The sequence below is a fragment of the Okeania sp. genome, assembly GCF_983059655.1.
The window spans coordinates 1-13987 of record NZ_CEZPJD010000127.1 but is presented as its reverse complement, the minus strand read 5'-3'; the positions used below and the strand labels follow the sequence as shown (position 1 = coordinate 13987).

8 protein-coding genes are annotated in these 13987 nt (G+C 35.7%); 5 read left to right on the top strand and 3 right to left on the bottom strand.

What is annotated here, in order from left to right; genetic code table 11:
- Positions 1-1462, top strand: a 1462-nt coding sequence (locus AC3DU7_RS09960) for a hypothetical protein (RefSeq protein WP_488039195.1), incomplete at its 5' end; no start/stop codon positions are given.
- A 191-nt stretch (positions 1463-1653) separates the two neighbouring features.
- Here the strand turns inward: AC3DU7_RS09960 and AC3DU7_RS09955 are convergent.
- Positions 1654-2718, bottom strand: coding sequence for an alginate O-acetyltransferase AlgX-related protein (locus tag AC3DU7_RS09955; RefSeq protein WP_488039194.1), 1065 nt, complete (start codon positions 2716-2718; stop codon positions 1654-1656).
- Positions 2719-3379: 661 nt separating this feature from the next.
- On the opposite strand from AC3DU7_RS09955, the gene AC3DU7_RS09950 reads away from it, so the two are divergent.
- From AC3DU7_RS09950 to AC3DU7_RS09940, 3 genes are all read left to right on the top strand, one after another.
- Positions 3380-5185 (top strand): hypothetical protein, encoded by a 1806-nt coding sequence (locus AC3DU7_RS09950; protein WP_488039193.1) that lies wholly within the window; start codon positions 3380-3382, stop codon positions 5183-5185.
- 106 nt (positions 5186-5291) lie between these two features.
- The gene (locus tag AC3DU7_RS09945) at positions 5292-5693 is read left to right on the top strand and encodes a hypothetical protein (RefSeq protein WP_488039192.1); all 402 of its coding nucleotides are present in this window, start codon (positions 5292-5294) and stop codon (positions 5691-5693) included.
- Positions 5694-5714: 21 nt separating this feature from the next.
- Positions 5715-5837, top strand: coding sequence for a hypothetical protein (locus AC3DU7_RS09940; RefSeq protein WP_488039191.1), 123 nt, complete (start codon positions 5715-5717; stop codon positions 5835-5837).
- A 436-nt stretch (positions 5838-6273) separates the two neighbouring features.
- Here AC3DU7_RS09940 and AC3DU7_RS09935 read toward each other — a convergent pair whose 3' ends face one another.
- Together AC3DU7_RS09935 and AC3DU7_RS09930 are read right to left on the bottom strand one after the other, a co-directional pair.
- Entirely contained in the window at positions 6274-7476 is a 1203-nt protein-coding gene (locus tag AC3DU7_RS09935) for an alginate O-acetyltransferase AlgX-related protein (RefSeq protein ID WP_488039190.1), read from the bottom strand.
- A gap of 398 nt (positions 7477-7874) precedes the next feature.
- Positions 7875-9248: an RNA-guided endonuclease InsQ/TnpB family protein gene (locus AC3DU7_RS09930; protein ID WP_488039189.1), complete on the bottom strand. Its 1374-nt coding sequence runs from the start codon at positions 9246-9248 to the stop codon at positions 7875-7877.
- 367 nt (positions 9249-9615) lie between these two features.
- On the opposite strand from AC3DU7_RS09930, the gene mfd reads away from it, so the two are divergent.
- Complete coding sequence (mfd, locus tag AC3DU7_RS09925; RefSeq protein WP_488039188.1) at positions 9616-13062, top strand: transcription-repair coupling factor; 3447 nt, start codon at positions 9616-9618, stop codon at positions 13060-13062.
- Positions 13063-13987: the final 925 nt, after the last annotated feature.

The window sequence follows — 13987 nt, the reverse complement described above, 5'->3', positions numbered from 1 at the left end:
TATCTATCAATATATCTTCTATAAAATGACTATGAAAAAACTGGGTATGCTCAAAAATTCCAAAGAACTATGGAAAATTATTTTGATTAACATAATTTTGCTATTTATCTTTTTGGAATTAGGTTCTTTGGCTTGGTATTTTATCAGGTATAAACAATTTTTCTACACGAGAGAAAAGGTAGCAGAAACAAATCAAGAGGAAGAACAAGAAAATCAAGCAGGAAATGAAAATAATAATGCTAATGTCAATGCCAATGTGATGGGAATAAATTTAGCAGGAATTAGGTTAGAAGATTCTGTAATAGAAAGACTACACCCTTACTTTGGCTATGTTCAAAAACCAGGACCAGATTTTCGAGAAGGATTTAAATACAATACTGCTGGTTTTATTTCTCCTTATGATTATCCTTATCAAAAAAAGAGTGACAATCAATATATAATCGGAGTTTTTGGTGGTTCAGTTGCCTCTAATTATTCAATATATGAAATTCAGAATCAAATTTTGGTCAATAAATTAAAGCAAGTTCCAGAGCTTAAGGATAAGGAATTTGTGATTTTGTCTTTTGCCACAGGGGGCTATAAACAACCGCAACAATTAATATTATTAAACTACTTTCTCTCGATTGGTCAAAAATTTGATATGCTCATCAATATAGATGGGTTTAATGAGGTAGTTTTGGCAAAAGCAAACAATAAAAATAATATTGATGTTATGATGCCAAGTACCAATCATGTTGTGCCGTTAACTAACATCGCAAATAATAGTCTCTCGACAAAATCTATTAGAGCAATGTTAAAAATTAACGACAGTAAAGATAAATTGAAAGATGCTTTAGAAACTTTAGATAAATGTCAAGTAGCTTACTGTTATGCCTTAACATCAATTTATGTACAAAATCTAGCAACTACCTATCGCAAAAATGTCAAAATATTTGATAAAGAAAGGAAGAAAGCAGCTCAACAAGCTGCGGGAGAAACTGAAGCTAGTATTGTTTATTTTTATGCACAATCTCCTCAACTAGAAAAATCAGAATTATATGAAACTATGGCAGAACATTGGAAAAAAGCCTCGATAATGATGAAGCAAATTGCTGCTAATAATAATATTTTATATTTTCATGTTCTACAGCCAAATCAATATTATCCTACGAATAGAATTTACAGCGAAGCAGAAAAGAAAATTGCTTTTGACTCTGATACTCCTTTTAAAGAAGCAACTGAATTGGGGTATCCAGTGCTTTTGAGTAAGATAGATGATTTAAATAAGAATGGCGTGAATATTTTCAATGGTGTGAATATTTTAGATAATGCTAAAGAGATAGTTTATATTGATAGTTGCTGCCATTACACAAAAGCTGGAGAAAATATTTTGTCTGAATATATAGCTAATTCAATCTTTAATAAACTTGCTCCAAATCTAAATCAATCGACAGATAGTAAAAATAAATTAAATAATAGATAAATGTAGCAATCCTAATCCTATTTCGGTTGTAATATTTTGATGGCACTTAGGAGTCAACCCACCCCTAACCCCTCCCAGGAGGGGAAGTTAGAAGGACCGAGTTAGAATTTACTCATTTTTTCAGAGGTAATTATTGATTATTGATTATTAATTATTAATTATTAATTATTAATTGTTAATTGTTGCCATATCTACTGAAAAAAATCTTCAGAAAGATACTTATCTATTACTTCAGCAGCTAATCTATTACCAGCAATATTCCAATGAATATCGTTAGGTTTGTAAAGAGGAGTTTGAGTACCCGCAGCTACAAATTCTTCAACAATGTCAAGATAATATATATTATTTTTGACAAGTGCTTGAGATAATAATTTGTTAGGCTGCCGAAAATCAAATTTATTTGGAGTAAAGTTGTAACTAGCAACTACTTTATCTCTTAATTCTTCGATCACTTGTACTTCATCAGGCATTAGGACTACCACTAAAGTAATATTTCTGCTGTCGCAGATTTCTTTGATTTTTAATAAGTCGCCCAAAGCATCATTAAAATGTTCTTGAAATTCAGTTTCTTCAGGATTTTTGATAAAAATATAACTCCTCTTTTTTGCCTCTTCCAGATGAAAGTCATCCGGTGAAGTAGGTAAATCTTCTCGATACTCAATATTATGATGATAAAGATTACCTTCAAACTTACTATTCACCTTAATTAGAAAATCAAAAAATGAGAAAACATAAGAATCTTGAACTTTAAGTAATCTTCGGTCTTGTTGTGAATTATAGTTATCAGAAAAGTCATTTCCGACGTAAAAAGATAACAACACCATATCAGGATTTAATTCTAATCCTTCATTCACTAATAGGGATAAATAATCTTTCGGTCCAATAGCAATTATGCCCATATTTATTAATTCTATTGGTTGCTGACTATCTTGATTAAGCTTTGACTCCAATAGAGTTAAAAAATTATGTTTGTAGGGAATACCTCCATAAGCGAAAGAATCACCTATACCCAGAATTCTATATGTACCTTCTGCTTTTTGTTTGCTAAATTCTACATCTTTAAATCCCCGGGAATTTAATTGGAAGTCATAATCTGTAGATAATGGTTTCCCACGCCAACGATTATAAGATGAGGGGTCATAAAACATAAAAGATGGATTAATTTTGTGATAAATTCTGAATGTGACTTCTGTTAAGCCAAAAGTTATTAAAGATATAATTGCTGTTTGACGGAGGATAGAAAAAATTTTTTTCATTATTAAATTTTCAAGGATGAAAGTTTTGAATGGATTAAGTACAGTTAATCTAGATTAGCGATCATTAGCGATCGCTAAGATGTTAATATAACACCAGTTAAAAAAAATACCTATAAATTAACTCTTTCTAGATAGATAAGCGCGATATGGGCGGTTTGAATTTGGCAATCTGGAAAATTAAATTTGAGTATAATTATTCCCATTCCCCATTCACTATTCTCTATCCCTTTTTTTGATAAATATGGAATGTTTTGACTGGATTAAGTACAACTAATCTAGATTAGCGATCGCTAAAATGTTAATATAACGCCAGTTTAAAAATATATCTCTCAATTAACTTTTTCTATCTATATAGATAAGCGCTATAGGGGAGGTTTAGACTTGGTAAGGAACGAAAATTAAATTTGAGTATAATTTTTCTCCATTCCTTATTCCTTATTCCCTGTTATCGAATAATTAAGGTTTAAAGCCTCTTCTTTAAAAGAGAAACAAGCGGTCGTTAGCGCAGCTCCCCAAAGGGTGAGATACTGAGGAAACATAGCCATATCCAATTGACCAAGAGAGAAAAAATTTTCCTTTTATTCAATCCTCTCTCTAAAAGGAAGAGGTAATTATCAATTATCAATTATCAATTATTGAACTGTTCCCTTTTTTTATAAATATGCAACGTATTCATTCTAAATTAGTTTTAGGAATCAATTTATGTTTAGCGATAATTCCAGCTATAGTTCTAGGAATTCTTATTCTTAAATATAGTTTGAATGTACCGATTCAAGACCAATGGCAAATTGCTACTGTCTTTGAAAAAGTTAATATGGGAACTTTGTCTTTCAACGATTTAATGGCACAGCATAATGAAAGTAGAAAATTTTTCCCCAGACTAATTTTTATCTCCTTAGCATTTCTGACAAAATGGAATATTAGATATGAAATGTTAGTCATATTTTTACTTGCCTGTATAGTTGCTATAAATATTTATCTTTTAAATAGATTAACAATTAATGCTTCCCCAATCAAAAGTTTAACTATAGCATTAGTATCTAATATTTTTATTTTTTCTGCCGTGCAATATGAAAACTGGTTATGGGGTATTCAAATAGTTGTTTTTATTCCCATCGCTTGTATTACTACCTCTATATTAATTGCTTATTCTCAACTGAATAATAAAGCAAAATTTTTAATTTGTATGTTATTGGCAACCATCAGCACTTTTTCTTATGCTAATGGTTTATTAGCCTGGGTAATTGTTTTACCAGTTTTAGCTTTAGCCAAACTAAAATCTTGGTCAGATATACTAAAAAATATCAATTTATATATCCTCTGGATAATTGGATTTATAGCAAATCTAGTCTTATATTTTTACGATTATCAAAAGCCATTATCTCATCCTAATCCAGTAGAATCTATTCAATATCCACATCAAATATTTCAATATTTTCTAGCATTTATAGGTACTGCTCTTGGTATAGGTAGCAGTATACAACCTCTCAATAATTCAATTATTCTTGGCTCAATAACTATTACTCTATTTATTTGTTTATGTTCTTATGTACTATGGCAGATTAAAGACTATCAAATTCGGTCTCAAAGCATTGGTTGGATTATGCTTGGTTCATATACAGTTATTAGTGCCTTAGTTACATCCGTTGGTAGAGTTTCATTTGGTATAGAACAAGCACTTTCTTCAAGATATACAACCTTTTCCACTTATCTAATTATCTCCATAATTCATTTAATGATAATTGTGGGAGAAGATTGCGCCAAAAAAGAATATTGGTTAATTAATAGAAGCTTATTCTCAAAAATAATCTGCTGGTTTCTCGGCATAATAACTGTTTTGCAAATACACAATTTCACCTACAGTATAGAAAAGATGAAATCATGGCGACAGAATTATTTGAAATATAAAGGATGTTTATTACTCATTAATTTTACTCACGATAACTGTCAAAACTTGATTGATTCTTACTACTTTGAATCTTACAAAAGGCAGGCACGTTACTTAACAGGAATGGGTTTTTTACACCCAGATTTAATTAAAACTAATCGCATTCAAGACCTTGTAGATACTAATAATGAGAGAGAAGTAGAAGGTATTTTTGAGAAGTTAGAATTTATTGGTGCTAATAATTTACTAGCAACTGGTTGGGCAATATTTACTGATACGGGCTTACCTGTAGATACCATTGTTTTAAGTTATGATAATTCTCAAGGTGAATCTATTGTTTCTGCTGTGTCAGATATGACAATGCCAAGACCTTATCTGGTGAAAGAATTTAATAGTCAAAAATACTTTAAGTCAGGATGGCAAAAGGTATTATCTACCCATAAGTTTCCACAAGGAAATATTAATGTTAAAGCTTGGGCATTAGATACAGATACTGCTAAATTTTATCAAATTCCTGGTGTTCATATAGTTAATAAGAATGGTCAAAATCTTAGTGTTGTGTCAATAAATAGGGAATAGGGAAAAAGGAAGAAGGAAGAGGGAAGAGGGAAGGAGGAAGAGGGAAGAGGAAAAAATTTATAGATCTAAAATCAGTTGTAAATAGAATGACAAAAAAATTAGGTGAATGGCTTTCCTGTTACAGGAGGTGCTGATATTAGACCAAAAAAACTGGATTTCAGGAGTTTATATTCTCCCGGTTGGTTGGAAAACAAATTTAATTGCCATTAACCAATTACCAGTAATTCTAGAAACATTGTGGTTAATAATTTTAGGCAGGGGAAAAACTCAAGAATTAGCCATATTAGAATTGGTTGATTTATCGTCAGAAAACCCTTTGAAAAATCTGGCACTAGAACAGGTTTCAATTTGGAGAACTAATTTAGAAATCAAACAAGATTTAACTAATGAGGAGAGAGAATTAATTATGAATTTATCACCAGCTTATCTAAAATGGCGTGAAGATGTAAGGCAAGAAGGACGAATAGAAGGGTTACTAGAAGGCCGTCAGGAAGGACAACAAGAATAACGAAAGATTGTACTGGAAAGCTTGCTAAAAATTCGATTTGCTGAACTCGACCAAGAGTTATTAGAAGTTGTGGAAACTTTATTAAACTTGTCTGCTGATGAATATGCTCAAATACTAATTCAATTGCTGAATTTATCGCGGTAAGAACTCTTAAAGTTAATCAAAAATGAATCGTCAAAAGATAAAAATTAAACGAGTATAGCAGAAGACAAAGCAAAGAGATTAAGAAGAAGGAAAGTCTTACATTTTTTAAGCTTGAATACTTTAATATCTACATTTTTTTTCTTTAACAATATGCTTAATAGTTGTTATTAAACCTTACTATACTGACTATTTTCGTCTTTATATTATAGCGGTTTTCACAAATGTAGACTACAAAGCTTCAGCATAAGTGCCTTTAAGCCAAAATCTCTCTATTCTATATTAATGAAAACTGCTATAAATGCAATTTTATGGATAAATGGTATCAGCTTTTTATCTGTGTTAAACTTTCCTTGGACTGCTATATTAGTTCTGTTTAAAGTTGATAACTTAGACAACACAATTTTTTTCCTCCTTCTTTCTACCATAGCAATCTTGCTTATTCAAAAAATTTATCTATGTCTTTAACTAAATAATCAAATAAAATATCCGCAGCTAATAAATTTCCAGAACTATTCCAATGGGGTTCCCTCAGTAAATATAAAGGACGTATTTTTTGCTCTATTCTAAATTTATCTAACATATTGATATATGGAATACCATTAGCCTCTAAATACTTGATTAAAATCTCTTGCTGACAAGTCGTATTATAAGACTCTCGCTTCAAATCATCATATTCTGCAAAAATATCATTCAATAATTCATCATTAACTTGATATTCATCGGGATAAATTGCCACCATAAACTTAATATTTCTAGACTCTAATAAAGCTTGCATTTCTGAAATACTCTGAAAAATATAGTTAATATTATCGTCTCGCTTACCCTCAAGTAAATCTTTAATCTTACAAAACTTGAGCCGACTTTTTTCTACCCGCAGAAAAGCTTTTTCAGATAAAATTCCTGGTGATTTTTCCCGTTCAATAATTGGAGCCGATGCTAAATTTAAACTAGCGACTAGAGAACTACTAGATAACTGAGCAGAATCTTGTTTAGCCCTTTGTAATTCCTGGTACACTTGATATTTTTGCTGTAAAAACATCAAAAATCTAGACCTACCAATAATCGGATAACCAAAAATAATTAATTCATCTTCCTTATCTATATCTATATATACACCATTGACAATAATTCGTTTTCTTTCTGGGTCAGCATCCCGAAAATCATTACCAACAAAAAAACCTAATACTACTAAATCCGGATTATATTGCAACCCGTACTTTTTCAACATAGCTAACTGTTCCCCAGTATGAGTTCCTGGATAACCTACATTAATCACATCAACTTGCTGTTTGCCATAATAATTATCAAATTTGTTCTCTAACAAAGCCGTATAATTTCCTTCCTTTCCACCAGCCCAATTAAACGAATCACTAACCACTAACAAGCGAAATTTATTCTGGTCTTTTTGTAAAGGATAATCTCTATCATTAAAACCAAATTGATTGTTTCCATTAATATAAGGTCGTACTCTAAATCCTAAATCTGAATCATACTGATAGAGACCTTTAAATAGATAAGGTTCCAAAACAATCATCACAATTTCTACCAAAAATAGAGGTATAACTATCCAGGTAAATGTTAATAATAAAAATGTCTTGGAATTTTTCCAGTGAATCAATTTCAGGTACTTTGATAACATAATAGGAAAGAAAGAAGGAAGAAAAGGATTTTTCCGACAAAAACACTATATATATGATAGTGCTATAGTTTTTATCTACTACATATAGTGCCTTTGCCTAATTATTGTCAAACAAACAGGATGTATTTCAGCTCCAATTCAAACAGAACTTAAGGAATTTTCCGACAAAAACGCTATATGTGCCATAGTGCTATAGTTTTTATCTACTATATACAGTACCTTTGCCTAATTATTCTCAAAGAAAGAGGATGTATTTCAGTTTCTTTCCTACTGACATTTTTGTGCGCTCCTCTACTCCCCATTGTCTCGTAGCAACATATATCTGAATAGAGTAAGATAATAAATTGGTGACATCCTCCCGACGCTGAATCAAAGATTACAGCGCGGGCTTCCAAACCTCACGATTTGGCATTCCTAGTTTTTCTCTTTCGAGATTTTGCCTCTGACCTAGATGGAGATTTCTCTTCCACCCCCGGCAGACCGACTGCATAGGCGTTTTCTATTCCGCAGAGTCCCTGCGTACCGATCAGTTCTAAACCACGCAACCTGATTACTTCTGATGCTGCATGATCTCGATCCGTTTCGTATCCACATTCACCACATCTATGAACTCGTTCAGAAAGCTCTTTCTTGCCCGTGTGCGTGTTGCACTTGGGACAAGTTTGAGAGGTTCCATCAGGGTTGACTCTCAGGAAGTAGACTTGATGTTTTTTGGCCACCCATTCGAGCAAGTTGAGAAACTGACCGAAAGCGGCATCAAGGCTATGTTTCCTCAACATCCCTCTCGACATTGCTTTCAAGTTCAAGTCCTCAACAAAAACCATGCCAATACCTTCTTTGGTACACAGATGGTTAGCCAGTTTGAACTGCCAGTCTTTGCGAACATTGACAATGTGGTTGTGGAATTTGGCCACCTTAATTCGAGCTTTTTCGCGGTTGGCGGACCCCTTTTTCGTTCTGGCATACTTGCGTTGCAGCAATTCAAGCTCGCGGTACAAGGATGTCAGGAATCTCGGTCTAGGGATAAACTCTCTATGGGAGGTTGTCAAAAACTTTTCCAGTCCCAAATCAATACCCAAAGCATCCCCATGTGGTCGAGCGTTGGGTATCGACACCTCGGACTCTATTGTAATTATCACTTCCCACCTATCCGCTTTCTGACATACCCGTGCTTGCTTGACCACAAATCCATCTGGAATCGGTCGGTGCAAATTAATGGGCACTTTTCCTACCTTGGGGAGAGCAATCTGCCACCCAGTAATCGGATTGGTTTTGAACTGAGGAAACAGCATGGACTTCATCTGTCCAAACTTCTTGAAGCGAGGAAAACCAAACCCTCTGTTTTGAAAATAATTCCAAGCATCATGCAATCTACGAATCGTAGTTTGCAAAACTTGAGAAGGGGCTTGTCCCAACAAAGGGAACTCTTTCTTCGCCTTGGGAAGTGCGTTTTGTTGAGCGTAGTAGGTGGGAAATGGTTTGTCTGCTGGGATGATATATTCTCGTTCCAACGAACAATAATCCAAACTACACTTGCGCGAATTTACCCAGTCTTTTATTTCTCGCAAAGCGTAATTATACACCTTGCGAGATATTTCCAACCAATGCAACATTGTCTGTTCTTGGATGGCATCAGGATAAATTCGATAGCGGTAGTTCATGATGAGAGTCATATCAGGGATTTTAACACAAAATCCTTGGTCTATAAACCTATACTTGTTGATGATTTTACGCCTGTTTGACTGGATCAAATCATCTTGGGGGATGTCCATATATCCCGGCGCTCAATCAGAAGATTAGAGCGCGGGACTTATTGCCTCCCCCACCATTAGTTAAATTTTGCCATCCTGACTCCTGACTTCAACCTCGCTGACTCTTGACTTCCGGCTTAGAAAATCAAATTAAAAATCTTATGACTAAAAAAAAGAAGGTCAATAGTCTCCCCTTTCAAGGGGGTGAAAAGCGGTCGTTGCGTAGCTTCCCGAAGGGTGGGATTGCGTTAGTGGAGCGGAGCGGCTATGTCAACAGCGGGTTTTTTCGCCATATCCAATCGACCAAGAGAAAGTAAACTTCAGTATTTCAAGCCTTTGACTTTAGTCGGAGGTACTGATAACTGATAACTGATAACTGATAACTGAAATGACACTATCTTCTATTATTAAACAGCTCGGGCGATCGCCCTTAACAACCGAACTCCTAAACAAACTCCAACAACACCAATGCCTACAACTCAACGGCGCTCCCCGTTTACCCAAAGGCTTAGTTGCATCTACCCTGGCCCAACAACAACAGCAAAATTTGTTCATTGTCACTGCCACTTTAGAAGAAGCAGGACGGTGGGCAGCACAATTAGAAGCAATAGGATGGCCAACAGTTCACTTTTATCCCACCTCAGAAGCATCGCCTTATGAAACCTCTCATTCCGAAGAAATGATTTGGGGACAAATGCAGGTATTGGCAGATTTTTTGAGTGATAATGCTCCAGAAAATGCAATTGGTAACGACAACAACAGCAATAAAGCAAAAATGGCCGTAGTGGCAACAGAGCGATCGCTCCAACCCCACCTACCCACAATCAAACAATTTCAACCCTATTGTCTTACTATCAACCCAGGTATTACTAGCAATTCTAAAACCTTCGATGAAAAACTAGCCAAGATGGGATATGAAAGAGTACCTCTAGTAGAAACCGAAGGTCAGTGGAGTCGCCGGGGCGATATTATAGATATATTTCCTGTCGCCTCAGAATTACCAGTTCGCCTAGAATGGTTTGGCGACGAACTCGAAAAAATTCGGGAATTTGATCCCTCGACTCAACGCTCCCTTGACAAAATTGCCAAAATAGCAGTTACTCCCACAAATTTTAGTCAGTGGGGATGGGGAAACTTAGAGTCAATAACCAACTCAAAATTTGTATCCCTTTTAGACTATTTGCCAGAAAATACCCTGGTAGCCATAGACGAAGTTGACCAATGTGCTGCTCATGGCGATCGCTGGTTTGAACTGGTAGAAGAAAACTGGCAACAACTCAACGCTGACCAAACATCCCAAACATTACCAAAAATTCATCGTACTTTTGCCGACTCCCTCGCAGAAGTAGAATTATTTCCCAGACTATATTTATCCGAACTCGTCAAAGAAAGCAATAGTAGTATTACCGCCTCAGTCGAATACACCCTCAACCTCGCCAGTCGTCCCTTACCAGTCATGCCACACCAATATGCAAAACTGGCAGAAAACCTGCGCCAAGAAAGGGAACGAAAATTTTCCGTATTCCTCATTTCCGCTCAACCATCGCGGTCAGTTTCTCTACTCCAGGAACACGATTGCCCTGCCCAGTTTATCCCTAACCCCAGGGACTACCCCGCCATTGATAGACTGCAAACCCAACATACCCCTGTTGCTCTCAAGTATAGTGGTTTAGCAGAATTAGAAGGATTTGTTTTGCCCACATTCCGGTTAGTTTTGATTAGCGACCGAGAATTTTATGGACAGCACGCCCTTGCCACTCCTACCTATATTCGCAAACGTCGTCAAGCCGCTTCCAAACAAGTAGACCCCAACAAACTACGTCCCGGAGATTATGTAGTCCACCGCCAACATGGTATCGGCAAGTTTATCAAATTAGAAAGTCTGACTCTGAATAATGAAACCCGCGACTATCTGGCAATTCAATATGCAGACGGTTTACTCAGAGTTGCCGCAGACCAACTTAGTTCCCTATCGCGACTCAGAAGTACGGATAAGAAAAAACCGCAGCTCAATAAACTTACGGGTAAAACTTGGGAAAGCACCAAAAATAAAGTCCGCAAGTCAATCAAAAAATTAGCCGTTGACCTGCTGAAACTTTATGCTCAACGCGCTCAACAAACAGGATATAGTTTTCCTGCTGACTCCCCGTGGCAAGAAGAAATGGAAGATTCATTTCCCTATCAACCCACCCCCGACCAGTTGAAAGCAACCCAAGATGTGAAACGGGATATGGAAAACGAGCGAGCAATGGATCGCCTTGTTTGTGGTGATGTGGGTTTTGGTAAAACAGAAGTTGCTATTCGAGCAATTTTTAAAGCAGTCACTGCTAACAAACAAGTAGCATTTCTCGCCCCGACTACAGTTTTAACTCAGCAACATTATCATACTCTCAAGGAACGTTTTGCTCCTTATCCCATAGAAATAGGTTTACTCAACCGCTTCCGTACTACTAATGAAAAGAAAGAAATTCAGCGGAGGTTGGCGACTGGGGAGTTAGATATTATTGTTGGTACCCATTCTATTTTAAGCAAAACCGTAAAATTTCGGGAATTGGGGTTGTTGGTGGTGGATGAGGAACAACGGTTTGGTGTTAACCAGAAGGAAAAAATTAAGGCGCTCAAAGCTCAGGTAGATGTGCTGACATTGACTGCAACACCAATTCCCCGGACTTTATATATGGCGCTTTCAGGTATTCGCGAAATGAGTTTAATTGCGACTCCACCCCCATTGCGTCGTCCGATCAAAACTCATCTTGCACCCTACGATCTGGAAACTGCTCGCACTGCAATTCGCCAAGAGTTGAATAGAGGAGGACAGGTATTTTATGTTGTGCCGCGCATTGAAGGTATTGAAGAGTTGGCGGGAAAGTTACGAGAAATGATTCCCGGAGCTAGAATTAATATCGGTCATGGTCAGATGGATGCTAACGAATTGGAGTCAATAATGCTGACGTTTAGTGCTGGCGAAGCTGATATTTTGGTTTGTACCACAATTATTGAGTCTGGTTTGGATATTCCTCGGGTTAACACTATATTAATAGAGGATGCTCAAAAATTTGGTTTGTCACAGTTGTATCAGTTGCGTGGAAGGGTTGGGCGTGCGGGAGTGCAAGCTCATGCGTGGTTGTTTTATCCAACTACTGCTTCCGGTGGGATAGCGCTGACAGATGATGCTCAAAAACGGTTGCGAGCAATTCAGGAATTTACCCAGTTGGGGTCTGGATATCAGTTAGCAATGAGAGATTTGGAGATTCGGGGTGCTGGGGATATTTTGGGTGCAGAGCAGTCTGGTCAGGTTAATACTATTGGGTTCGATCTGTATACGGAAATGTTGCAAGAAGCAATTAGCGAGGTTAAAGGTCAAGAAATTCCCCAGGTGGATGATACGCAAATTGACTTGAGTTTGACTGCTTTCATTCCCGCAGACTATATTCTAGACTTAGACCAAAAAATGAGTGCATATCGGTTAGTTGCTGCTGCTAATAGTCGGGAAGAATTGACTCAAATAGAAATTGACTGGAGCGATCGCTACGGTACTATTCCGAAAGCTGCTTTACAGTTATTAAGGATGATGGAATTAAAACAAATTACCAAAAAAATCGGCTTTTCTCGCATTAAAGTAGAAGGGAAACAACATGTTGTTTTAGAAACACCAATGGAGGAACCTGCATGGAATTTATTAAAGGAGAAATTACCAGGTCATTTAAAGTCTCGTTTTGTATTTAGTAAGGGTAAAGTAACAGTTCGTGGTTTAGGTGTTTTAAGTGCTGATAAGCAGTTAGAAAGTTTAATAGATTGGTTGGGTAAAATGGAAGGTATTTTGCCAGACTCTTGAGTAAAAAAGTGGATAATATCATGTCCGGTAGCATCGGTATTGTAAAGGTAAGGAAAAAGGAAGAATGAACAGAATAAAAAAGGCTTTAGTTATCTATAACATAAGACTTAAAAGTCAGAAAAAACTTAAATTTTCTGTAGATATTCACCCTTGAGTTTACACAAACTATACCAGCGGATATGATATCAAATCCGGTTAAATAACCTCATAATCAATAGAAATCTCCAGTAGGGAGTAGGGAGTAGGGAGTAGGGAGTAGGGGGAAATAATTGATAATTTATGTAGGATAATTGATTTTATTTTTTATTATTGGAGATGTCTAATAGCTTAAAATCCTAATTATGACGTTATTGGATCTATGTGCAATTAGGCGGATTTGATATGATATAATACCAATTTGAAAAAAGAATGCTATGAAAAGTGCCCCTCAATCATATATGCTTAAAAATAGTGCTTTCCATTCATTTTAGATAGTTATTCCTATTGTTTTTACCTTTTTTTTAAAATTTCATCCTTCATCCTTCATCCTTCATCCTTCTTCCTTCTTTCTTATATCAATTTAATAAAATATTGTTACAGTGAGGAAACAGGGAACAGGGAACAGGGAACAGGGAACAGGGAACAGGGAACAGAGAAAGAAAAACATAATAAAAAATAGGAAGGAAAAAAGGTGGAAATTTTATAATTTATGGAATTTATAATTTTTTCTTTTAGGAATAAATCACAAATTAAGATGTAACTGCCTTTTTTGAATTTGGTATTACTTCTACTATTTGTAACAAACACTTATCACGCTTGGTATAATTTAGAAAGTTGAAAGATAAGTAATACCAAGCGTGAAAAAAGAATGCTACAAAAAGATAGACCTCGATCGGATATGCTTAAAAATAGCTGCTCCAGTTCATTTGAGATAGCTATATCTATC

Bases quoted from the DNA above. Each gene is read 5' to 3' on its own strand.
- mfd (WP_488039188.1), top strand. From the start codon at position 9,616: ATGACACTATCTTCTATTATTAAACAGCTCGGGCGATCGCCCTTAACA.
- AC3DU7_RS09950 (WP_488039193.1), top strand. From the start codon at position 3,380: ATGCAACGTATTCATTCTAAATTAGTTTTAGGAATCAATTTATGTTTA.
- AC3DU7_RS09930 (WP_488039189.1), bottom strand. From the start codon at position 9,248: ATGGACATCCCCCAAGATGATTTGATCCAGTCAAACAGGCGTAAAATC.
- AC3DU7_RS09955 (WP_488039194.1), bottom strand. From the start codon at position 2,718: ATGAAAAAAATTTTTTCTATCCTCCGTCAAACAGCAATTATATCTTTA.
- AC3DU7_RS09945 (WP_488039192.1), top strand. From the start codon at position 5,292: ATGGCTTTCCTGTTACAGGAGGTGCTGATATTAGACCAAAAAAACTGG.
- AC3DU7_RS09935 (WP_488039190.1), bottom strand. From the start codon at position 7,476: ATGTTATCAAAGTACCTGAAATTGATTCACTGGAAAAATTCCAAGACA.